Genomic DNA, 22,655 nt, shown 5'->3' on the forward strand with positions numbered 1-22,655 from the left:
TGCTGCCGCAAAGGCAGCATCTTCCTCCACAAATAAAAATACCAGACGCTTGATTCCAGGCGCTTCGCCGTAGTAGGTGGGATTGGCTTCTACAATCAATTGCTGGCCCTCATCCCACTGCACCAAGCGATAAGGTCCTGAGCCGATGGGGTTACGGGCATAATTGGTACCGTGAGCGTGTTTGGGCACAATACCCAGAGTAACCAGACGGTTAACGAATGTACTTTGAGGTTCTTTCAGGCGCAACTCCACCGTATCAGCGTCAAGCACCACAGCTTCATCCAACACCGTTACATCGGTTAAACCGCCGCTTTCCACTGCTTTGTTGAACGTGTAGGCTACATCTTCAGCAGTAACGGGCTTTCCATCCGAGAAGACAGCATCTTGACGAATACTGACGGTCCAAACTTTGCGATCCTCACTAACGCTGTAATCTGTCGCAAGGTCATTGACTAATTCCAAGTTCTCATTGCGTCGTAGTAAAGTACTTTGAAATAATGGGGAACCATAACGTCCCCACCCAAGAGTAGGATCATATCCTTCTTCGCTTTCACCCCCGATTGCCAGCACAATTTGATCCGCAGAACCTGCTTGTTGTGTCAAAGATGTAGATTGTTGAGAGCTTCTTTGATCTGCAGGGCCAGTGCATGCTGATAGCGTTTGCACAAGCAATAATAACCCTACCGCGTAGAAAAATCTGTTACTTAGACGCATAAGTTACTGCTTCCAAGATGTAAATACACCAGGCTATTTACTTGCAGTTGTTATACCTTTTGCAAGTATCTTGCCTTACTGAGGTTGCACAATATCATTTCTCTTTGGAAGCCAACAATGCAGGGGGGAGGGATAAATAGTGCCTCTTTCTATAAATTTCCAATTCATTTAAGATATGGAGCAAAATCATCAACTTTAGGTGTTGTTTAGTAATCAAATATCAATTACGATGGCTGCTTAAAAACAAGATTTGTGCATCTATCCCGCGAGAAGTTTTACTTTAAAGGTTCGAAAAGTGCTATTGTCTCTATCTGAATTTTGCAAAAGTTACAACAATTTAGGAGGTTTCTGCATAAGAATCTACCCAGGATGTTGGTGCTTTGCCCGCTTCGCGGGCAAAGCACCAACATCCTGGGGGTAATTTCATTGTTGGAAATCTCCTTAGTAGTTGATATAGGTTCTGGGAGACAACCTATGGTACCTAGGGTAATCATCGAATGCAGTTGAACTTGAAGAGTAGGTGATTGCTCCGCCAAGTTTCACTCACGTTTTCCAATGAGCATTTGCCTTAGCAATTGGACGATGAACCAACCGCCAATCTGTCTTAATTTAGGACGTTTAGGGGGAATAGTGATAACAACACCAGGTTTTCGACTCGATCGTAAACAGCGTTATTGTTCCTGCTTAATGAACAAGTCTCGCCCAATCTCTACATCCCAATAGCTTTCATTACTTCAAAGTTTTGGGAAGGTCATAGACTCGCCACGATCGCACACCACAGTGGCGAAGGATGGGTTCAACAGAAAGAATTTGGTTTTCCGTTGCCTTTAGGATGATCAGGTAATCTCCTTGTTTAAGTTGTTCTCTATAAAGTTTGATGTACTTTTTAGGGTCTACGCATCCCAAAAATGCACCGTATAAACCACCCGCAGCAGAGGCAATACCACTGCCTAAAAATGCAGTCAAGATGCCATCTAGGGCAAGTGCAGGACCTACTCCAGGAACGACTAAAATTCCCAATCCAATGGTTAGTGTCGTGAAGCCAACTCCTACACTGCCTAAGATGGCTCCCGCTTTTGCTCCCTCTACACGAGTGATAGGTAGCTGATCTGTTTTATCTGCTGAATCCTCGATCGCATTTGATTTTTGGGTCACGATTGAGATTTGATGCATTGGAAAATTGATGCTTTGTAGTTCACACAGTGCTTGTTCTACTACTTCCTGATTTGGAAAAACGCCAATGGCTTGTTTCATAGTGTTAGCATTCATGACTGATAACCGATAAGGGGTCAGTGGTAATTTTTCTAAATGCAAGGGAGTGTCGGAGATTCACTTGAGGGGAACAAATCGCCTGAGTAGTGTGGCTAACCCAATCATGGGTAAGCCGATCGCAACGCATAGGAGAGCCTGGTTTAAATTCAGTGCTGCGGTGTCAAAGAGTTGATTCATCACATTCCATTGGCTAAACAAGATCTGGAATAGGAATGCTGCACCGATGCCGTATAGCACTGCATAACCAAAGGATTCTGTTTGACCGCGTAGTTTGGCGATGATGGCTGGGACAAAGCGACTGATGCTGAGGAGGTAAAACGCTTCAGCTGCCACCAATGCCTGAATGGCCATCGTTCGCGCCAATGCTTCGTTTCCGGTTGTCCGCATAACCCATTCAAAGGTGCCAAAAATGACAATCCAGTTAAAGAGGGAAACGGTCAGAATGCGGATGATTAGACGACGGGAGAGGAGTGGTTCGTTAGTCGGACGAGGTGGATCTTGCATCACATCGGGGGAGGGTGGCTCGAAAGCTAATGGAATCGATAGCGCGATCGAACCCACCATATTGAGCCAGAGGATTTGCACTGGGAGGATGGGCAGAGGGCTGGCTAAAAGCACCGCAATCAAAATCGTCATTGATTCGCCCCCGTTGACGGGCAGGATGAAGGCGATCGCCCGCAGCAGATTTTTATAAACGGTGCGCCCCTCTTTAACGGCTCGTTCAATTGAAGCGAAGTTGTCATTCGTCAGAATCATGTCTGCCGCTTCTTTCGAGACTTCGGTTCCGGTAATTCCCATTGCGGTTCCGATGTCTGCTTGTTTGAGGGCAGGCGCATCATTCACGCCATCCCCGGTCATGGCAACAATTTCACCTTTTGACTGAAGGGCTTTGACCAACCGGAGTTTTTGTTCGGGGGCAACCCTGGCAAACACATTGCTTTGTTCAACGGCGTTTGTCAGTTCCATCTCGTTCATACCCGCCAGTTCTCGCCCAGTGAAGATGGGGGCATCTGCTGTTTGATTGATGCCCATGCGTTGAGCAATGGCAGCAGCGGTTCTGGCATGATCGCCCGTGATCATCTTTACCTGAATCCCGGCAGACTGGCAGGAGCGAATGGCTTGAATGGCTTCTGAGCGGGGTGGATCAATCATGCCCTGAAGTCCAATAAAGACGAGATCTTGCTCAATGTCGGAGTGCTCAACGGAGGATTTGGAACGGGTAGGAGCTTTTCTCGCTAAAGCCAGCACCCTCAACCCCCGTTTTGCCATGCGATCGACTCTTCGTTCAATTGCAGTTGCATCAAGGGTGGTTGGATTTCCCGTAGCATCCAGCATCTGGTGGCATCGATTGAGGATCGCCTCAATGGAACCCTTGACGTAAATTAATTGTTTAGAACTGCGACCGTGCAAGGTTGCCATGTACTGAAACTGAGATTCAAACGGCAGGGTAGCTCTGCGGGGCAGGGTTTCTGCCAAAGATTCTGGGGTTAGCCCTGCCTTACGAGCCGCCGTCACCAATGCTCCTTCGGTTGGGGTGCCTACCACAGTCCAGTTGCCGTCTTGCTCCTCAATCTGAGAGTCGTTGCATAACAGCCCTGCTTGCAGACATTCAAAAAGGGCAGGGGTTTTGGCTAAATCGATGGGCTGCCCGCTAAGCGTGATCTCTCCCTCTGGTGCGTAACCGCCGCCGCTAACCTGATACAGTTTCCCTCCGGCATAGATTTCCTGCACCGTCATTTGGTTTTCGGTGAGTGTTCCTGTTTTGTCGGAACAAATGACAGTGGTACTGCCCAGGGTTTCAACGGCTGGCAGCTTACGAATGATGGCGTGATGTTTTGCCATCTGGGAAACTCCGATCGCCAGGGTGACGGTCAGAATTGCAGGTAATCCTTCGGGAATGGCACTCACGGCGAGGGCAACCGCTGCCTTAAAGACCTCAATCCAGGAAAAACCCTGGGCAACTCCGACTGCGAAGGTCAGGGCTGCCAGAGCCAGAACGACGTACAGCAGGGTCTTACTAAAGCGATCGATTTTTCGGGTTAAAGGGGTTTCCAGGCTGTGGCTCTGCTGCATCATCTGGGACAAATGCCCAGTTTCAGTCCGCTCACCTGTGGCAACAACCAATCCCTGACCCCGTCCAAAGGTGACTAAGCTGCCGGTGTAAGCCATATTTGCCCGTTCTGCCAGAGGCGTGTCGGGTGGCAGCGGGGTGAGATTCTTTTCAACGGGAACAGATTCTCCGGTCAAGCCTGACTCATCGATTTGAAGGTCAAACACTTCAATCAAACGCAAATCTGCTGGGACTTTATCGCCTGACGACAGCAGCACCAAATCTCCTGGCACCAGTTCACCAGAAGAAATAACCTGTTTTTGCCCATCCCGCAGGAGGGTTGCTTCCGTGGTAACGGATTCTGCAAGAGCAGCGATCGCATTTTCCGCTTTCGACTCCTGGATAAAGCCAATCACGGCATTGAGGATCGTGACCCCGAATATCACGCCCGCATCAATCCATTCGTGCAGAAAAGCGGTAACAATTCCTGCTGCCAGCAGGATGTAGAGCAACGGTTGGTTGAACTGCTGGAGAAAACGCACCCAGGCACTCTGACCTTTCTGGGCAGCCAGTTCGTTTGCACCAAAGCGATCGCGTCGTTCCTTGACTGCTTGTGTGGAAAGCCCTGTTTCAGGGTCAGTTCCTAGAGATTGAACCACCTCTTTCACTGGCAAATGGTGCCAGTGATCCGATGTGGATTGTTTCGCCAGTGCTTCAACCATTGCGTTTTTTCTACTCAAACTCAGTAATTAGACAGCCCTAAGACTGTTTCCTATTACCTCTAGCGTCGATGAGAATAGTGAACTAAATGTGATCACCTAATTCTGATAACTCACTTTTCGATCACATTTGTCTTTCAAAATAAGAAGCAAGCAACCGGGAGTAGCGTATGGACTGGCAAGCCACATTCCACTGGGTTTATGTTCTGGCGATGGCGATCGGGGCACTTTACTTCATCTCGCTGAGCCGCAATCCACGCGGGGTGCCTAAGTATGAGTATTTAGTGGCTACTTTCATCCCCATCTGGTCGGGACTAGCATATCTAGCAATGGCGATGGGGCAGGGAAAAATTGAGATCGCGGGACAAATCACCCATTACGCCCGCTATATCGATTGGTTCGTCACCACTCCCCTACTGCTGCTGTCGTTATCGTGGACGGCGATGCATCACATGACCAAAGACTGGACGTTGATTGCTTCGCTGATGGGGACTCAAGTGATTGTGATTGGGAGTGGGCTGATTGCAGATTTATCCACCACTGACGAAACCCGATTTGTTTGGTATCTCTGCGGTGTCGTGGCGTTTCTCGTAGTTCTTTGGGGAGTTTGGGTGCCCTTACGGGCAAAAACACGGGGGCAGGGAATGGAACTTTCCACCTTTTATACCAGGCTCGCAACCTATTTCACAGCGTTTTGGATTAGCTACCCAATTGCCTGGTTAATCGGTCCCCCTGGTTTAGGCTGGATCAATCAAACGGCTGAAACCTTTTTGTTTTGCGTGCTTCCCTTCTTCTCTAAAGTAGGATTTAGTTACTTGGACTTAAATGGGCTGCGTCGTTTGCATCGCTCAAAAGTAGACACGGCTGTTACTCCTGTGCGGAGTGCGTATTGAGTCAAAAGTTATTCAATAATTTCATAGCGAACCAGTTGTCGCACTTCTTGCCGCGATAATTGCAGTTCGTTGGCGATTGCTTCCTCAAGTTGTTCTGGATTAGTTGTGGCAAGTTCTAGTTCCATCCGTTTCACAACCGATTCGGCTGTTTCAACCTTCACCTGTGTCATGTTTTGGTTTCGGTTAATCACGGCATTAATGAGCAGGATATTCACAGACACAACGGCTTTAAGCTGAGTATCTGCCTGAAGCTTCGTTTCAGTTGGCTGAGATCGCTGCAATTCTTGAGCCGTCAAAACGCTAGAGCCAAACCAGAACGCCAGTGCCACCAATGGCAGTGGCAACCAAAATTCTGCACCGGATATCTGTAACCAGCGTTTAATCACCTGCGATTGCTGTTCCTAATTCTCATCGCGTCTTTCCTGACTGTAATACAGACGCTTGCGACTTAAAATCTGGCTTTTAGGAGATGTGTAATTCTATCTCAAAATTCAATGCTAGAACTGCAAGCCATCAGAAGGCTGAGCGGGAACATGAAGGTATTGCTAGTCGAGGACGATCCGAAACAACTACTTCCACTTCAGATTGCGTTGTCTCAGGCAGGACATAGTGTGGATGGTGTCAAAGACGGAAAAACGGCTCAGTGGCTTTTATCTGAGAAGGACTATGATCTTTTGGTCCTGGACTGGATGCTGCCATACATCAGTGGAGTAGATCTTTGTCAGCATTACCGGACTCTAGGGAAGACGGCTCCCGTTTTGATGATTACCGCAAGAGATACAACGCTTGAAAAAGTGATGGGGTTAGATGCGGGAGCCGACGACTATTTAGTAAAACCAATTGATTTAGTCGAGTTCATGGCACGAGTCCGGGCGTTGAGGCGGCGCTCGCCTCTATGGGTCGGAGATACGCTGAATGTAGAGGATCTTTCCCTCCACCTTGACTCGCTGACAGTAGAAAGACGGGGTAAATCTGTCACCCTTTCCAGCCGCGAGTTTCAGTTGCTAGAACACTTTATGCGCCATCCTCGACAGGTTTTGACTCGTGATCAGATTGAGCAAGCCGTATGGGAATGGGGAACCGAGCCAGACAGCAATGCTATGACCGTTTTAGTGCGTAAACTTCGTCAACGTTTACAGGCTGTAGAAGCCAGTGATTGGGTTGAGAGTATTTATGGAATGGGGTATCGACTATCTCCGCCTGAGAATTAATCCTTACCGGAATCACAGTCTTATTCGCAGCAGAATGTGTTTAATCAGAGTCGCCGCAATCTAGCCCGATGGTTTACCCTCTCGATGGGTAGCATTCTGGTGCTGTTTGCAGGCGTCATTTACCAGATTGAGGTGCAAGACAAACGAGAGGCGCTCGATCGCCTGCTGCTCGACAAAACTCGAATTATGGCGGCGAGTGTTCATTACGATGTTCGCCAGAATCAAACTACGGTTGATTTAACTAGTCTTCCTCTACTAGGGAGTGGTTCTCACCCACTCGCCGAAGATTTGATCTATGTACGTTGGTATAACGCCCAAGGACGCTTGGTTCGTTTTTTTGGGGTCGCTCCTGCTAATCAACTCAATACTCCCCCGGGTTATCAAACGATTCAGCCTACTGATCCCCTGTTACAGCAACATCAGTGGTTGCGCCAGATTACGCTACCCGTTGAGGGGCGAACGGGGACACTGGGCTACTTGCAAGTTGCAACACCCTTGACAGAAACCCACAATGACTTGCAACAGCTTCAGCTTGCATTAACCCTAGCAGTGCCGATCACATTGGGGTTAATTGGTTTAACGGGTTGGCTACTGAGTGGCATTGCCATGCAGCCAATTCGGCGATCTTATCAACAACTTCAACGCTTTACAGCCGATGCCTCCCACGAGTTGCGATCGCCCCTTTCCGCCATCTTGACCAATGCTCAGGTCGGGTTGATGCTGGCATATGATGATTCTCGGTTCCAAACACCACTCGAAAATATCGTAGAGAGTTCTAAATCAATGGGTTCTCTGGTGAATAATCTGTTGCTCCTGGCCCGTCACCAGGGAAGGCTCGCTCCCGAGTTTCTCAAGCTGCTCACCCTCAATCAATTTCTAGAGGATATCGTTCCCCAATTTAGAAGACTGGCAGAAGAACGGGGCATTCAGCTCAACTATGAGCAGCCAGAACAAGTAATTCAGGTCTGGGCTGATCCAGATTTGCTGAGGCAAGTGATTGAAAATTTGCTCAATAATGCTTGTAAATACACGTCTCCAGGTGGATCAGTACTGTTACGACTCATTCCTCATTCAGGTTGGACTGTGGTTCAAGTCAGCGATACCGGAATCGGCATTCCAGAAGCGGACTTACCCTATATCTTCGATCGCTTTTACCGGGTTGATACGGCGAGATCACTTGATAGTGGTGGCTTTGGACTGGGGCTTGCGATCGTTCAGCAAATTGTTCAGGCTCACGGTGGGCGTATCCATGTAGCGAGCGTCGTCGGTCAAGGTTCAACATTTCAAATCGAACTCCCCCTGAAACCTTAACAATAAGCACTTTTTGGCCGAGTTACTCGGCTGATCGAAGGCTATGAGAGTCCTTATAGTTTGGAAGTGCTGGCGATCGCCCATTAGGTGATGCAAGCAGATCCGCAGGTAGCGACGAATGTCGAACGAGCGATCGCTGCGGTTGAGGAGTGGCAGCTAGGGCAACGAAAATCTTTTAATCCATAACACGTTAAGCAAGCGTGGCAGCGATTGCATGAGCACCAATGGCTCCTGGCAGCGGAACCTGTCTGAAGAACATCGCTCTTGGTGCCTGATTCGGAAATACAGCTTCGATCCATCAACTGCTGATACTAATTCCCATTGACTACCTTACGGAAACGTGAATCTCCCCAACCAGCCTGCGATCGCTGTATTGAGGGAGAACAAACCACCGCCATTGGTCAAGAAGAACTAAATCAGAGGGCATATAGGGAAGCCATTTCCAACGGTGGAATATGCAAACCATCTTTTTTGAGATGAAAGAATATCGCAATCAGCATGGTAATCACGAAGACGACTTACCCAGCCCGACACAGCCCATTATTGAAATCCGACTAGGTTTAGGGAATATTTGAAGTGTTTTGAGGCACTTCTATTCCCTAAGTCGATCAATTGCATTTTGGCAGCATAAACGCCACTAAGACGGCATTTGAAGACTGATTTGGCTTGCGATCGAAACGACTACGCCCTTTTTCCGTAACTCACCCAGGGCTTTGTAGAGGTCGCCTTCATCCAGTTCCCAACGATCGCAAAAGGCATCAACGTCGATTTTAGGGTTCAGTTTGCCAGGAAAATCAAGCTGGAGGGCAAAAAAGATATAGTCGCGATCGCTTGTCAATAGTTTCAGGTCACGAATGCGGAATAGTTCCTCTCGATCTAGCACATAGCAACCTGAATTACTCTTGGACATTGCTCTTTTTCCAGTACATCAGTTTTATTTCAGAGTAGCGGATTTTGATTGGAGCCTCAAGCTAATCGATTGGTAGTTTTAGGGAATGGTTTAGGCCAATTAGTCCTAATATACTCTCTAAGCAAAATTAGTAGTACTTTATGGAGATGAGGGAGTTACCCTAATGACGATAAGTCAAGGGTTCTGCTGCCAGGCTCTTGCTGGTTTGCCTGAAGAGTTTTAAGGGGTTTGCCGTTCTTGAATTAGTTTCAAAAATCCACTTAATTTTTCCCTCGGCTCCTGTGTGTATTTTCGGGATAAAATTTCTAATCCTGTTTTGATTAGATCTGGGCCTTCAGGGAGAGAAAGCCATTCATCAAAAATTTGATGCCGATAAATGTAATCATTCCGATCTGGAGTGAAGTTGAAATCAATACGGATGAGGCGATCGGCATCAAGTAATCCAATACGGGAATGCAATGCGGAGTAGCGGCAAAATGCCTTTTCCCAGGTACTGTGCCGTCGCAGGTCACCAAACTCCTTCCGAATGTCCACTTTAAATTGGTCTGGTAGCACGAGTACGGATTCATAATAGGTGAGATAGTTCTTCCACAAGCGATAGACTTGAATTTTGAGTGCTACTACCTGCATATTGAACTCAACAGAAAAGAATTCTCGAAAACTCCGCTTGGATTAGCCTTCAATATGACTGCCGTCGCTCCCTTAGTAGTCAGTGGTAGGCGTAGATTACAAATTCTCTCGGACAGCGTTTTCTGTGTTCTCTCTCCACTGCTGGATCTTCGCTTCCCACTCCAGCCACAGATCTTGGATGGCTATAAGATCTAGCCAAAATAACTGAGCCTCCTGTTGAGGCAGTGCAACCACAATGGCTGCCTTTTCCAAGGTGAGGCCATAGGTAGCTTGAATCGCACCCCAGAGGGCAGCGACCTGGAGTTTATAGCCCCTGATCCATTCCTCTTTGCGTAAACTCGTCGCCGTTTTCCAATCGAATAGGCATAAGCCCTGTTGCTCATATTCGGCGATCGCATCTACTGTCCCTGCATATCCTTGACCGTGATGGAATACGGCTCCCTCGACTAAGTGAACATGATGTAATTCCTTTAATACAGGTGCGATGCTATCTCGCCACGGAACCAGGGATTCAGGGCAAGGGGGAAGCGATCGCTTCAACAAGTAGCGTTCAATCCGTCTGTGAAGTTCTTTGCCCCGTGTAGTAGACTCCCGGCAAATGCGAGTTGCTTCCGCCTCACCCACTCTCTCTCGCCATGCTTTCAGTTGTGCCCATTCCTGTAGTGTTTTAGTTGCACTTAAAATCGCACTAACAGGGGTTAGTAGCCCCCCGTGTGGATCAAGGTAATAACATTGGCGATCGCGCCATTCAAAGCGAGGTGGGTATCGAGTGAGTTTCATGGGTTTTTACTCCCATACAAGCGATCGCCAATGAGGGGGAATTACACCATCACGTAATGCTTGAGCAATCATGCCCTGATGCGATTTATTCGCCCTTAGGGTGTGGCAAAAGCGGCAGAGTGTACGCAAATTGGAGTCTGCGTTAGTTCCCCCGTACCGCAATTCCTTGATGTGATCGATGTGTGCGTGACGAAGGGGCAACGAGCCGAGCGGTTTATCCTCGCAGTAAGGTCCCTGGCATTTACCGCGATCGCGCCGCCAAATTCGTTTTCGAGTTTGTTGCCAAATTGGTTTTGACTGCCGTTTCCTTCGCATTGTTGAATCCCTGTCGTATCGGACCTTGCCGGACCTGGCCACACCCCAACTAACCTTGCCATAGGGGGTCCCAACGTATCCCGCCTGCCTTACCCTGTGGGCCCCACACTCAGGGTGTGGGTGAACTGACACCTCCTAAGACGTGTCAGCCACGACAAAGGACTTCACATCAAATCGTCCAAATCCAATGGTGCGGCCATCTCCAAGGCCGATCAATTGACCTGCACTTAGGCATAGAGCCTCCATTTCCTCACGGGAAACGACAGTTTTGTCCCACTGCAAAGTAAACTGGCAAGTCCAACCAGGAGCAGCAGCTACTCGATAACGAATATTGCGCCGTCCGGTGGAAGGATTTTTAACACCCTGGATATGGACAAATACAGGAGGTAATTCCCCAACTGCTTGACCCCGTTCAATAAGATCTGGCTTTTTAGGCACAAAGCGATCGGTAATAGGAATAATTTCTTCTTCTACTTGAAGTGTTGCTGAAACAGCGAGTTGTAATGACTTACCCCGTTTAATAAAGGGGGCTGCTGCTCGAATGCAACTGAACACGTAGGTGTTATAGATAAATAGCTGACGACTGGGAAGCATCAAGACGGTTCTGCGCCATTCCCCAGGATTATGACCCGCAACGCCTTCGGTTTCCTCTTTTTGAAGAGGAATGGCATCAATTCCAAAATGATGCCACAACAATAAACGGGTGCCTTGGATAGAAACTTGAGCAGAAAGTAAATTGCCAATGACGGAAGTTCGTGATGTCATGGAGTAAATGTTGAAGAACAAGCGTATTGCCTGAACCCATTACACGTCTATGTTCACAGTTAAGGCAAGTAACTGATGTCACTCTGACATTGGCTGAGCGATGGCTATACTTTGCCGGGACATAGATTCTTCTTTGTGAAGGAGTGAAAATAGGAGAAAACTCTAGTCTCAATCATTACCTTGATCCAACTCAGCTTCACAAACGAAGAGATTGAACAACTGCATTACGAACGCTTTCATCATCCTCACCCTCGTCTGCAACGAAAAGTGGAAGCGCTGTACCTCAAGTGCCAAGGATATCTCCATTGGGAGATTGCTCAAGTGTCTGCGAGTTATTGCATAAACTTGCAGCATTGGAGTTGAGTATCCCGAACACGTTGGTGCTGGACAATACGCGATATCAAAAGTGTGTATTGGTGATGGAGTTAATGCAATCGTTAAACATTGAACTGCTTTACTTGCCAGCTTACTCGCCTAATTTGAATTTGATTGAGCGGTTATGGAAGTTTGTCAAAAATAATGTTTGTACTCCGTCTATTAGCCTGACTTCTATGTGTTCAAACGATCGATCCTCGGTTGTCTGGAGCAGTGTCATACGCTTCACAAACAAGAGTTAGAGTCTTTACTCACACTCCGTTTCCAGTCTTTCAAAAACGTAAAGACTATTCCCTGACAAGATATACCCCATATTCTTCACAGGTATCTTGAGAAATGTGATGCTTGGAAAGCGAGCGCTGTTTTGGAAGTGGAACGATAGGAGGGAGACGATCGCGGTTGATAGGAGAAGGGCGATCGCGTTACGTGAAGTTTCCGGGGCGATCGCTAAGTCCAAATGTGTTTCAATGAGAGCGTAAATCCGGGCAAAACGGCTTCACCCGATACCGTAGTTGGGTTGTCTAGCACCTCAGCGTCCTTACCTGAACGGTAAACTTCTACTCGCTTATTTTGAGGATCAATCAGCCAACCTAACTGTGCCCCATTATCCCTATACTCCTGCATCTTCTCACGCAGACCCTTGAGACTATCCGTCTGCGATCGCAACTCAACAACAAAATCTGGACAGAGCGGAACAAATCTCTCCTGTTCTTCCTGCGTCAGTGCTTGCCAACGATCTCTTCTCACCCAAGAAGCACCTACTCGAAGTTTCTTTCCAGAATGGCTCGATCAATTTCCTGATTTGACACTTCAGGAAATGAATGCGTGCGATCGCCTGCGAACCCGTTACCAGTACTACCAGGCCGAAGGGGCTATTACCGAAAGTACCGTGAATTTGATCATGGTGGCTCCCATCCTGGAACTATTAGGGCTATATGACCCGCCCTACCTAATGAAGGGGGAAAAGTACGTCTCTATTGAAATTGAAGACAAAGATCAGATCCTGGATGGACTGATTGATGTTTTGGTCCTGCAAAATCGACTGTGGTTTATTCTTCTAGAGACAAAACGCTACGGCTTCAGCGTGATGCAAGCTCTACCGCAAACCCTGTCGTATATGATCGCAAATCCAGAAGATGGAAATGCTTCGTACGGACTGATTACAACGGTTGAGGACTACCTCTTTGTCAAATTGAACCCACAAACGCGAGAGTATAATATTTCAGATAAATTCACCCTCTCAACCCGCCGTGATAACCAGTTTCATACCGTGATCCAAATTCTGAAACAACTTATTTCTCTGGTGCAAGCACCATCATCATAAGTTAATCTGTTTTCTTGTCTCAGCTTGCTTGAAAAGGAATGCAAAGACTGTTTCCCGGCAGTATGGGACTTGAGGGCATTCTTCGTGCTTGAGCTAGAACATCCACAGGTTCTGGGAAATTTATCACGTTACTTTTTGATTTTTCCCAGAACTGGAAGCACGAACCAATTTTTCGTTGCTTGCTTCTCCTACAAGGGATCAGCGAAAGATCTCCTTCCTTTGAAAAGCACAACTGCTTATGGTAATTCCGGGTAAAGCTCGCCCTGTTGAAATTGCTGCCAAGCCTCTTGTAGTTCGCCAGGAGCAGGACTCCCGCTGTCATAAACAGCAATTACATTGGTAAAATTGCGCCCTGCTGGATACAAGATATTACCTCGTGAAGCCAGAGCGACCGATGCACCCCCATCCAGGTTCATAGCCTGATAGGCTCCGATCTCGCGCAGGACTTCAGCCGCCTGCCGCAACGAAACACTGGTGATAAAGGTTGTCATGTACAGGGTCGTGCCATCCTCTGAAAATCCAATGGCAGAGCGGTCAGCAGGGGTTTGAGGATTGACCAGATGAGAAACGGTAAAGCCTTCAGCACGAGCATCGATTGCAATTTGTCCAGCATTTAAGAGTCGAGGACCACAGGTGATCGAAAACCAGTATTGTTCCCACGGGCGAGGGATGCTCTCGACATTGGGGGTAATCATTTCCGGTTGATTGCCCTGCTTTAAGCTGAAGGTCGTGCCACGGGTTTCTCAGCCGCGATAGCGAAGAAATCGACCACCCGCCACCATATTGCCCATGACCTCCCGGTGAGCAGCAGCCGTATTGAAAAACGTACCATTGGCCACAACCGCAGCTTGCAACCGTCTCACCATTTGTGGAAACGGTTCATCGCCATAGGATCGTTCAGAGCTATTCGCCTGGGGAGCATTGTTAGCTAATCCGATTGTGATGAGCGAGGATGCGTTAAATCAATGGTTGACTGATGAACGAGATCCCCCGTAATGTTCGCCGTGTTGTTTGAACAGGCTGAGCCGATCCAGTTTGAGCACGTCCCCGTTGGGCTTGAGTGAGAAGGCCAGCGGTTAATGCTGTTCCCCCAACAAGGAGCGATCGCCTGGAGAGTTTGCTGGAGTAGCTCCATGGTTGAAAAGAAGCCATGACTTTCTTATTGGCTTAAGGAACAAGAGAGCAAGAAGTATTATCATTAGATTTTACTCCCCTCAAGCGATAATAACCAGCAGTAGAGACTTTTGCTCCTATAAGTGGAAGTAAATGGAAACTGAGGAGGGATGGCAAGGTCATCCTGGTTAGGACATGGAAAAGTGTGAGGACAAAGCCCTCACACTTTTCCATGTCCTACAAAGCGTATATGTTAAAGCTCGATTTCTGCCTTGTAAGATGAATTGAGGTCGGGAAGGATTTGCTTTTCCCGCTGGCCTTCCTCCTGTTGTACTTTCCATCGTCCCACCCAGCCTTCGGCATGCCCTGGATCAATTTTTTGACTCCTTGGGACAAGAGCCTGAACCTGGTTTTGCACCTCCTGCGTGCAAGTAACGGATAGGCGCACGACCTCAATTTCATCGAGCCAGTCCACAGGTATCCCTTCAGAATTGCTCACCGCCAAATACACTGCTCCCTGAACTGTTGGGCTATCTGCCTCCATGAGATAAGTAGCGATCGCCTCCAAGGGATTATCAACAATCACTAATCGGTCTATTTGCTCACTGCGAGCCAGCCAGAAATTACTCTGAGGATTTCCTGGCGAATCAAAGTTCTCAAATTCACCATTTGCATTCAGGCCGACGATACCTTCATCAGATCCGTCTAAAGTACGTGTACCAAAGGCGAGCTGTTTCTTCTTACTCATTGCAATTAAACCATCTTCGTACAATTGACGGATGAATTCCAGATGGAACTGGTATGGGGCCATCAAAGTTTGTACAGTTTCCCATTCAACGTCAGATCCTTCATTAGCCTCATAAGAATGATGGCTGTCAGTTGGCAATTCCAATAATGCATTGCTTGAGGGCGTATATAGTTCAGGGCTTGTCTCAATTACGGCAAAGGGGCGCTCCATCAAGCTTGTGATCAACTCATCATCCTGCTCACTGTCGTACTTAACTCCAAAGTGTTTGTGCAGTCCATGAAACGAAAATCCTCGACCCAGACTGCTACCTCGAAATTTTACGCCGTGCAATTTAAAACTGATACCAGGGCGGCTTAAGTCTACTCGGACCTCAATCCCTTCCTGCTGCAATCGTTGGATGAATTCCGGTAAACGTGGTTGGTCAGCCGCACTTTCTTTAATGGTGGCTAAGAGTTGCTGGCGTACTGACAAATCTGGTAGGCGATCGCGCAATCCCTGCTCGTATTCTGCCTGCTGCTGGTCGGCGCGGTAAACTTCGGCAAAGGTAGGGGCATTTTCAATAACTTCCCAACTAAATTTAAGCTCAGGAAGACCATAACGTTTCGAAATTTCCCGCAGTACCTTTTGTGCTTTGTAGTAATCCCAACTATCGCAGATGCATATTCCCTCCTCATTCAATCGGGGCCATAAAAGATGGACATGCTCATGCTCTTGGTCTGTGTGTAGGGGCAGAATGTAGGGGTGTTCCTCGTAGCCTATGCCATCACTGAGATCAATAATGACGACTTCCCACATTTCAAAGGGAAGTGACATACCTATCTCGACGGCTAGCTTGCCATGGTAAAGTAGCCGCTTAACATCCCGGTTTAGATAAGAGACTAAAAGTATTTCATGAGCAAGGGCAGAAACGGCATTGGATGCTAAGGTTTGCGCAATGATGATGGCACCTGGCTTACTGATTGCATACTTGAGTGCTTTATATACATTGCGAGGTTTTGTGTGAACTAAGATAGGCATCGTTCCAGAAGGGCTTTTCTGTTTTAGGACATGTATTTTCGTGAATACTGCAACGTACTTTGAGTAATGCACGCTAACAGAAATAGCCTAAAAGGCAGGCTATCTTTTTTCATGTTCATGTAATAGCGAGTAGCTATTACATGAGCATAAGATATAGGCTCCCACGCCGATTCCAGCTTTTTAGCTACAGGCTTTGAGGTTGTATCTCAAAACCTGTTAGGGCCTACTCAAGCCATTGTGAGTTCGACGGGTTTCCTATGCGGCAATACTATCTGCCTTTTAACGTTCGCTATCTCGTTTCTTCATTACAGATCGTGGGCTCTCCATCAGATTGAGGCATTGGCTGCAGCATCCAATCTATATCCCTGCGTGATTCTGTTGAATGAATTGCAGCCAGGATTGCCTGGCTGATTTGCTGATTTTCGGTAATTGCAGCTTCCAGGATAGGCATATCCAGAGGAGGGATACGGCCTAGTCGTGCCTGTGCTTTGAAGTAGCGCAAATTGTTGAGTATCCGGTACTGGACCCACAGAAACCTGACGGCGAGTCGGTACATCGGGAAATCGGTGGTGTGAGGCGGCAACTTCCTCTCACACAGAGCATGACGGACAAATTCGCTGAATGTCAGGTTAAGTTGGCTGAGCGTGGCATAGGCGGCACGACGCTCTTCCTCATTTCTGAGGACTGCCTCCATGCGAGGCGCGCGGTTTCTACGGTTCATAGTTACGTTATTGGAATAGGGCATCCCATTTCAGTCGTCGGCAAGTGTGGAGCAGCCAATCCTGAAATGAAATTTGTTTTACTTGAGCAATATTTTGCTCTATCCACATTCTACTGAGTCAGCTTTGAGTAGGATCTACCCTTCGACGCAAGTTGGTAAGGATTTTAGTTAAAGCCGACTTGATCTTTTGGTAGAGTCCGGCAATTCTTCACCAAAGCTAATCACTCTTCTCCCGCTAATTTCTTGCAGCTTTTCCCTACTGGGTAAACTGCGCACGCTCAAAATGCTCGTTGCTAATTTACTGGAATTGGGAAAGGGGATAGCGGTTTTTATTTACATTAGGCTAGAGAATAGCCGTATCTCTACATAGCTGGAATTCTCCAAGAAATAAAACTCCTTCACTACAAAAATTAAGCTTGAGTTGTGTTGCCGCTCAAAATGCGATCGCATTCGTTACCTTAAAAGGAGTGAAATTGATGAAGTCGCGATTTTTTTGGTCCGTTCATCACATTCCACATCTGTCTTGATTCTGGCTGGTTTCAGAACTCGGATCAGATCAGGTCACCCAAAACGGCACTAAAGCAGAAAAACGCGATCAAAAATGCTCCACATTTGCCACGTTTTTTAGGCTGATTTGCCAGGTATTTGTACTTAATTCAAAAAGCAGAGCAGTGATTGATTTAAAGCTGCTCGCACTTGTCCACATTCACGAGTGATTCTCATGTCTCAACATCAACATGCCATTGCATCTGCAACTGGCTGCAAGTTATATGCATCTCAATGGAGGATGTCATGAACCAACGTCGAAGTAAGTTTGCTCCAATTTTGTTATTGATTGATGACCCTGGCACTTCAGTTGATAAATCGGTTTATCAACTGTCTGATGGAAAAATTGGAGCGATCGCCACTGAGCCTCACTTGAAAGAACTGAACCCTAATCAGTTTGATCCACCTCGTTTCAAGTCATCTTTGCCCCCGGAGCGACAGTCCTGGGTGAAGTACGACGGCAAGGTTTTTGCAGTTGGCACTTATGCCCGTTCCCTGGAAGCGCGGTTGGTGGTCAATCAGGTGAAGGGCGATCGCATGATTCCCAAGATTCTGTCGTCTGTGTGGTGTGCAGCCGTTCAGAATCAGTTGCCCCAGAAATTCTCAGCTGCGATCGCTGGCTTGCTCCCTCCGAGTGAGATGGCAGCAGCTGAGCGGATCATGCCCCAACTAGTCGAAGCTCTGAGCGAATTTGAAACACCAACCGGTGTCTATCGAGTCAAGGCTCAGGTTGATTTTCTGTCAGAGGGTCGCGGTATCTCCTTATATAAAGAGATGAATGACCCTGCTTATTTAGATCGTACCTGTGTCTTCTTTATGATCGGGTTCCGCAACGCAACGGCACTCGTCACTCGCCATGGGGTGCCTCAAAATGATGTTGGGGGGCGCAGTGAGTATTTGGGCTTCTCGCATATGCTTCGGTTGGTCCAAAACAGCAGCGAGGATCAGACTTCACTGGAGGCGCTAGCTGAAGCAATCTGTGCGGCAGGGCATGAAGTGAAGTTAGAAAAGCTGTTCCCGATTACGCGCCACCGACATGGCCCTGAGCAACTGGCGGAAGCGGGTCGATTGCGGCAGAGCATTTTACAGGCGCGTGATCGCTATCTCAAAGATCTGCTGGAGTGGATGGACGAAGAAATGCCTCGGAGCTACGACGAGATCATTTTTTGTGGGGGAACGGCAGAGTACCTGGCGCAAGCGCTAACTGAGACTCGATTTCGCCCAACTTACATGAATGTCTCGTTTCACGGTGGCGTTGAATTGCCAGAGGGGTTTCCTGATCGAGGCTTGGGCTGCCGATTCTATGATCCCTATGCTGCACTGGAGTACTACTCCGGTGAGGTATTTCCTCATCTATTAGAAGAGCCAGCGGAGGTAGTTTAACCATGACACATGAATCAAAAAAAGCTGCTTCAAAACGGCGAATCATTCGTTGCACATTTCAGGCGGAAGCGAATACACGGGATGGTAAGTTTTTTGATTTTCTATCTTCCTCTTTAGAGGAAAAAACGCCGCGCGAGTTAATGCAGGAAGCGGCAGAAATGCACTGGATGCCCATTCATCTGTTTTATCAGCTGCGATCTGGAGAGATCACGGCTGATCAATTTCGTCAGCGTGTTCTTTTGGCACTCTCCCAACAGGAAGCATGGCTAAATTACTGTCGGCGATTATCTGAGATTGACCCAGCGCCTCAAGTTGTGCAGCACCAAACTATTTATATGGGTGCCTCTGAATCCTCTTCCTCTCGTCCACCTATGAAGCCTGTTCATTCAAGTGCTTCTTCCAATCCGGTAGATGGATCTATGATTGAGGAACCCTCTAGTGCTCCGGAGCTGGTTGAGATGCCGAAAAATCTTCTAAGTAGACGGCGTTCCCAATCTATGAAACCGGCATTTGGGGGAGCTTTCCTTCAAGAGGACTAACAACGAAGCCAAGAAGTAGAGAAAACTTCTTGGCTTTGTTGGGAGAATCGCTAGCGTTGCTGAACTTTCCACTGTGCTATTAGCTGAGGTGGGAGTTCATACTAAAAGCAATCAGCATCCAATCTATCCCCATTTATAAAAGCGATCGCCCTTCCACCATCAGGATGAAGCACCAGCCTTCTTCCGGCGAGTACCCGTACCCGTCGATGGAGCTTTGCGTCCTTTTGTGGTGGATGGAGCTTTCGCTTTATTTGCAGTCCGTGGTCCACGTTTCTTTGGAGAAACAGGTTCAGGTTCGGGAACACTTTCGACCTGGGTTGCCACCTCTTCAGATGTCTTCGTTTTCGCCGCTGCCCGTCCCCGTCGAGGAGGGATCTGAGCTTTGGCATCATCGGATGCTTTCTCTGAGTTCGCAGTTCTGCGCCCACGAGTCTTTTTAGGAAGCACTTCCGCTTCAGGAGCGCTTTCCGTGCTCGACGGAATAGGGGTTGAAATTGCTTCTACCTGCTCAGCTTTAGTCTTCTTCGATGTACGTCGCCGCTTCGGGGTTCCTGCTGCCTCGCGATTGGCCGCAGCCAAATACGACTTCAAAGACGCTGGACTAATACGGATACCCTGCTCACCCAGCATCTCAGCTACTTCCTGGTGGGAATAACCTCGCTCTAATGCTGTGTTGATTACATCCTGCAACTGACCAATCGCTTCCCGCAACGAGTAGTTCGTCTTCGGCTTCTCAGGTAAATCTGCTAATGCACTCGTTGCTAGCTCAAGAGATTGCTGACTCACATTCGCTGAAACGGGCGATCGCCCTTTCCGTGGTGCCATAAGTTTTTCTCTGGTTCCCAATAGGTGGATAATTGACTCCTTACTCCATGTTTATTTTTACCATTTCCGTAACGAGTCTTTCATCTCTTGTAGCGTAAATCTTACAAAATCCATCCGTATTTTCCTCACTTACTGATAAATTTCTATCTTTTGTCCTATCCCTCCATCAATGAATCACAAGCGCATTATCTTTGATCAGGCGATCGCTCCCTCTACTGACAATCGATAATCCAAGAGAGTATAACGCTCTTGATCTTTCACCTGTTTGATTGCTAAGCCAATCGCTTTTGAATCTCCAACCAGAACCACCAGTTTTCGAGCACGGGTGAGTCCGGTATAGATGAGATTGCGTGATAACATCACATAGTGCTGCATAAACACCGGAAGCACGACAACGGGGTATTCACTTCCCTGAGATTTATGAATTGTGGTGGCAAAAGCCAGAGTGATTTCATTCAGATCCGCATAATCATAGGTCACTTCACGCCCCGCAAATTGAGCACTCACTTCCTGTTCTTCCACATCAATTGCTGTAATCACGCCCAGGTCGCCATTAAATACTTCCCGGTTGTAGTCATTCTTCAATTGGAGAATGCGATCGCCTACCCTTAAGGTCATTCCTCCTCGCACCAATTCAGCTTTACCAGAGTGATGTGGATTAATTAACTCCTGTAAGGTTTGATTCAGCTTACGAGTTCCCACATCACCTCGGCTCATAGGGCAAAGCACCTGAACATCTTGAGCGGGATCAAAACCCAGCTTTGGAATCAAATGCGTCACCAGATCACGAATCGCCTGTACCCCTTGCTCCGGTTCAGCGACATTGAACCACAGGCAATCGGTACGTGGAGAATTAGAAACAGATTCCAGTTTTGGAAATTCTCCACTATTAATCCTATGAGCATTGCTGACAATGGCCGATGCCTGGGCTTGGCGAAAGACCTCGGTGAGTCGAACCACTGGAATTAAACCCGAGGCAATGAGATCATGCAGCACCGCTCCTGGCCCCACACTGGGCAACTGGTCAGTATCTCCCACCAAAAGTAAATGAGCATCCGGCGAAACAGCCTTTGCCAAAGAGTTCGCCAGAAATAGATCCAGCATGGAGGCTTCATCGATGACAATCGCATCAGCGGGAATTGGGTTCTCACTATCCCGCTTGAATTTCATGTGCTTGGGGTCAAACTCCAGCAAGCGGTGAATGGTTTTGGCTTCCTGTCCCGTCATTTCACTTAACCGCTGGGCTGCTCGTCCGGTTGGGGAACCCAGGGCGATCGCCTTCCCCATTGCTTTCCACAAGGCAACAATCGTGCGACAGGTGAAGGATTTACCCACACCAGGGCCACCTGTGAGGATCATGACCCGATGCGAGGCCGCCATCACCACCGCCTGCCGCTGTTGCTCCGATAGCTGAAGACCCGTTTTCTCGGTAAAGCGATCGATCCACCGATTCACCCGCTCCACATCTACAGAAACAGGATTGCTCAAGAGCCGCTTCACACGATTGGCAAGTCCCTGCTCGGAGTGAAAGAAGGGAGGGGCATAGCAGAGGAATTGCCCTTGAAACTGGGGTGGACCTCCCTGCATAACCAGTTCTTCATCGATAGCCATATCGGTGGTTAGAGCCAGGATGTCATCCGGCTCAATCCGATGTTCAGGCAGGGCTAAGCGAACCACGGTCTTTTCTACCAGTTCCGGTTGCGGCAAGAAGCAATGTCCGTCTTCTGAAGCCTCACTCAAGACATGGAGAATGCCAGCCCGATAACGGAATTCGGAGTTGGGATGGATGCCTAAGTTGCGGGCGATCGCATCAGCAGTGACAAAGCCGATGCCATAAACATCGGTAGCGAGACGATAGGGATTTTGGGTGACGGTTTCAATGGATTCATTGCCGTATTGCTTGAAGATTTTGACGGCATAGGTGGTGGAAACCCCATGCCCCTGGAGAAACAGCATCACTTCTTTGATCGCCTTTTGGGTTTCCCATGCGGTCTGGATCATCTTGACCCGTTTCTTGGCGATGCCAGGAACTTCAATCAGGCGTTGGATTTCGTTCTCGATAATGTCGAGGGTATCGAGTTTGAAGTGAGCCACAATACGTTTGGCTGTGACAGGGCCAACCCCTTTGATCAGCCCACTGCCGAGATACTTCTCAATGCCTGTGAGGGTTGCAGGTTTAGTTTCCCGGTAATGTGTAACCTGAAACTGGGTTCCATACTTTGGATGCTCCCGCCAAATACCTTCCAATTGAAGGGTTTGCCCTGCCTGAACATTGGCAAAGCTGCCAATAATCGTAATCAATTCGCTGGTACGAGGGGCTTTCAGTCGTGCAACCGTGTAGCCCGATTCTTCAGAGTGGTAGGTGATGCGCTCTACCACCCCTTGCAGGGGTTCAATCGGAGGCGATGAGTTTGCTGACGGCGGCTGCATAAGGCAAATCTAGCACGGCACAAGGGTTTACTGAGTATGTCAAACTCGTCCTATTCCACACGAT

The 22,655-nt window shown here is 48.1% G+C and carries 21 protein-coding genes and 3 pseudogenes; 7 read left to right on the forward strand and 17 right to left on the reverse strand.

Annotated features, from left to right (window positions below):
* The 3 genes from NDI52_RS29720 to NDI52_RS29730 all read right to left on the reverse strand — a co-directional run.
* Positions 1–714 (reverse strand): ABC transporter substrate-binding protein (locus NDI52_RS29720; RefSeq protein WP_348256859.1); only part of this gene is annotated, 714 nt, incomplete at its 3' end.
* Positions 715–1,443: 729 nt separating this feature from the next.
* Complete coding sequence (locus NDI52_RS29725; RefSeq protein WP_190773872.1) at positions 1,444–2,028, reverse strand: hypothetical protein; 585 nt, start codon at positions 2,026–2,028, stop codon at positions 1,444–1,446.
* Between the two features lie 15 nt (positions 2,029–2,043).
* Positions 2,044–4,758 carry a cation-transporting P-type ATPase gene (locus NDI52_RS29730; RefSeq protein WP_348256860.1) on the reverse strand — a complete coding sequence of 905 codons (2,715 nt, stop codon included), beginning with the start codon at positions 4,756–4,758 and terminating at the stop codon, positions 2,044–2,046.
* A 167-nt stretch (positions 4,759–4,925) separates the two neighbouring features.
* On the opposite strand from NDI52_RS29730, the gene NDI52_RS29735 reads away from it, so the two are divergent.
* On the forward strand, positions 4,926–5,648 hold the full coding sequence (locus NDI52_RS29735) for a bacteriorhodopsin (protein ID WP_348256861.1): 723 nt from the start codon (positions 4,926–4,928) through the stop codon (positions 5,646–5,648).
* 8 nt (positions 5,649–5,656) lie between these two features.
* On the opposite strand, the gene NDI52_RS29740 is transcribed toward NDI52_RS29735, so the two are convergent.
* Positions 5,657–6,034 carry a hypothetical protein gene (locus NDI52_RS29740; RefSeq protein ID WP_190773875.1) on the reverse strand — a complete coding sequence of 126 codons (378 nt, stop codon included), beginning with the start codon at positions 6,032–6,034 and terminating at the stop codon, positions 5,657–5,659.
* Positions 6,035–6,181: 147 nt separating this feature from the next.
* On the opposite strand from NDI52_RS29740, the gene NDI52_RS29745 reads away from it, so the two are divergent.
* Both NDI52_RS29745 and NDI52_RS29750 read left to right on the forward strand, forming a co-directional pair.
* Entirely contained in the window at positions 6,182–6,859 is a 678-nt protein-coding gene (locus NDI52_RS29745; RefSeq protein WP_348256862.1) for a response regulator transcription factor, read from the forward strand.
* Positions 6,860–6,895: 36 nt separating this feature from the next.
* On the forward strand, positions 6,896–8,170 hold the full coding sequence (locus tag NDI52_RS29750) for a HAMP domain-containing sensor histidine kinase (RefSeq protein ID WP_348256863.1): 1,275 nt from the start codon (positions 6,896–6,898) through the stop codon (positions 8,168–8,170).
* A 637-nt stretch (positions 8,171–8,807) separates the two neighbouring features.
* Here the strand turns inward: NDI52_RS29750 and NDI52_RS29755 are convergent.
* The 5 genes from NDI52_RS29755 to NDI52_RS29775 form a co-directional block, all read right to left on the reverse strand.
* On the reverse strand, positions 8,808–9,080 hold the full coding sequence (locus NDI52_RS29755) for a hypothetical protein (protein WP_348256864.1): 273 nt from the start codon (positions 9,078–9,080) through the stop codon (positions 8,808–8,810).
* 219 nt (positions 9,081–9,299) lie between these two features.
* Positions 9,300–9,710: a hypothetical protein gene (locus NDI52_RS29760; RefSeq protein ID WP_348256865.1), complete on the reverse strand. Its 411-nt coding sequence runs from the start codon at positions 9,708–9,710 to the stop codon at positions 9,300–9,302.
* A 96-nt stretch (positions 9,711–9,806) separates the two neighbouring features.
* Positions 9,807–10,490: an exonuclease gene (locus NDI52_RS29765; RefSeq protein WP_348256866.1), complete on the reverse strand. Its 684-nt coding sequence runs from the start codon at positions 10,488–10,490 to the stop codon at positions 9,807–9,809.
* A 6-nt stretch (positions 10,491–10,496) separates the two neighbouring features.
* Entirely contained in the window at positions 10,497–10,805 is a 309-nt protein-coding gene (locus NDI52_RS29770) for an HNH endonuclease signature motif containing protein (protein WP_190773881.1), read from the reverse strand.
* Positions 10,806–10,940: 135 nt separating this feature from the next.
* The gene (locus NDI52_RS29775; RefSeq protein WP_190773882.1) at positions 10,941–11,570 is read right to left on the reverse strand and encodes a hypothetical protein; all 630 of its coding nucleotides are present in this window, start codon (positions 11,568–11,570) and stop codon (positions 10,941–10,943) included.
* A gap of 287 nt (positions 11,571–11,857) precedes the next feature.
* Here NDI52_RS29775 and NDI52_RS29780 point away from each other — a divergent pair.
* Positions 11,858–12,082 (forward strand): annotated as a pseudogene (locus NDI52_RS29780) (transposase); the annotation flags it as partial.
* A gap of 310 nt (positions 12,083–12,392) precedes the next feature.
* Here the strand turns inward: NDI52_RS29780 and NDI52_RS29785 are convergent.
* Positions 12,393–12,701: pseudogene (locus tag NDI52_RS29785) on the reverse strand (Uma2 family endonuclease); the annotation flags it as partial.
* Positions 12,702–12,747: 46 nt separating this feature from the next.
* On the opposite strand from NDI52_RS29785, the gene NDI52_RS29790 reads away from it, so the two are divergent.
* A complete protein-coding gene (locus tag NDI52_RS29790) occupies positions 12,748–13,269 on the forward strand; it encodes a type I restriction endonuclease subunit R (RefSeq protein ID WP_348256867.1) in 522 nt (173 codons plus the stop codon).
* Positions 13,270–13,505: 236 nt separating this feature from the next.
* Here NDI52_RS29790 and NDI52_RS29795 read toward each other — a convergent pair.
* The 5 genes and pseudogenes from NDI52_RS29795 to NDI52_RS29815 form a co-directional block, all read right to left on the reverse strand.
* Positions 13,506–13,982: pseudogene (locus NDI52_RS29795) on the reverse strand (phosphodiester glycosidase family protein); the annotation flags it as partial.
* Positions 13,983–14,012: 30 nt separating this feature from the next.
* Positions 14,013–14,135, reverse strand: coding sequence for a hypothetical protein (locus tag NDI52_RS29800; RefSeq protein ID WP_277874865.1), 123 nt, complete (start codon positions 14,133–14,135; stop codon positions 14,013–14,015).
* Between the two features lie 91 nt (positions 14,136–14,226).
* Positions 14,227–14,421, reverse strand: a complete 195-nt coding sequence (locus NDI52_RS29805; protein WP_348256868.1) for a hypothetical protein — start codon at positions 14,419–14,421, stop codon at positions 14,227–14,229.
* 214 nt (positions 14,422–14,635) lie between these two features.
* The gene (locus tag NDI52_RS29810) at positions 14,636–16,147 is read right to left on the reverse strand and encodes a relaxase/mobilization nuclease domain-containing protein (RefSeq protein WP_348256869.1); all 1,512 of its coding nucleotides are present in this window, start codon (positions 16,145–16,147) and stop codon (positions 14,636–14,638) included.
* Between the two features lie 289 nt (positions 16,148–16,436).
* Entirely contained in the window at positions 16,437–16,868 is a 432-nt protein-coding gene (locus NDI52_RS29815; protein WP_190773887.1) for a hypothetical protein, read from the reverse strand.
* Positions 16,869–17,660: 792 nt separating this feature from the next.
* Here NDI52_RS29815 and NDI52_RS29820 point away from each other — a divergent pair.
* Positions 17,661–18,797: a hypothetical protein gene (locus NDI52_RS29820; RefSeq protein WP_348256870.1), complete on the forward strand. Its 1,137-nt coding sequence runs from the start codon at positions 17,661–17,663 to the stop codon at positions 18,795–18,797.
* Between the two features lie 2 nt (positions 18,798–18,799).
* On the forward strand, positions 18,800–19,336 hold the full coding sequence (locus NDI52_RS29825; RefSeq protein WP_348256871.1) for a hypothetical protein: 537 nt from the start codon (positions 18,800–18,802) through the stop codon (positions 19,334–19,336).
* Between the two features lie 159 nt (positions 19,337–19,495).
* Here the strand turns inward: NDI52_RS29825 and NDI52_RS29830 are convergent, their stop codons facing one another.
* Together NDI52_RS29830 and NDI52_RS29835 are read right to left on the reverse strand one after the other, a co-directional pair.
* Positions 19,496–20,161 carry a hypothetical protein gene (locus tag NDI52_RS29830; protein WP_190773890.1) on the reverse strand — a complete coding sequence of 222 codons (666 nt, stop codon included), beginning with the start codon at positions 20,159–20,161 and terminating at the stop codon, positions 19,496–19,498.
* 195 nt (positions 20,162–20,356) lie between these two features.
* Entirely contained in the window at positions 20,357–22,591 is a 2,235-nt protein-coding gene (locus NDI52_RS29835; RefSeq protein WP_348256872.1) for an ATP-dependent RecD-like DNA helicase, read from the reverse strand.
* Positions 22,592–22,655 lie beyond the last annotated feature (64 nt).

Source organism: Leptolyngbya sp. PL-A3 (assembly GCF_039962325.1).
Taxonomy (GTDB): Bacteria; Cyanobacteriota; Cyanobacteriia; order Elainellales; family Elainellaceae; genus Vacuolonema.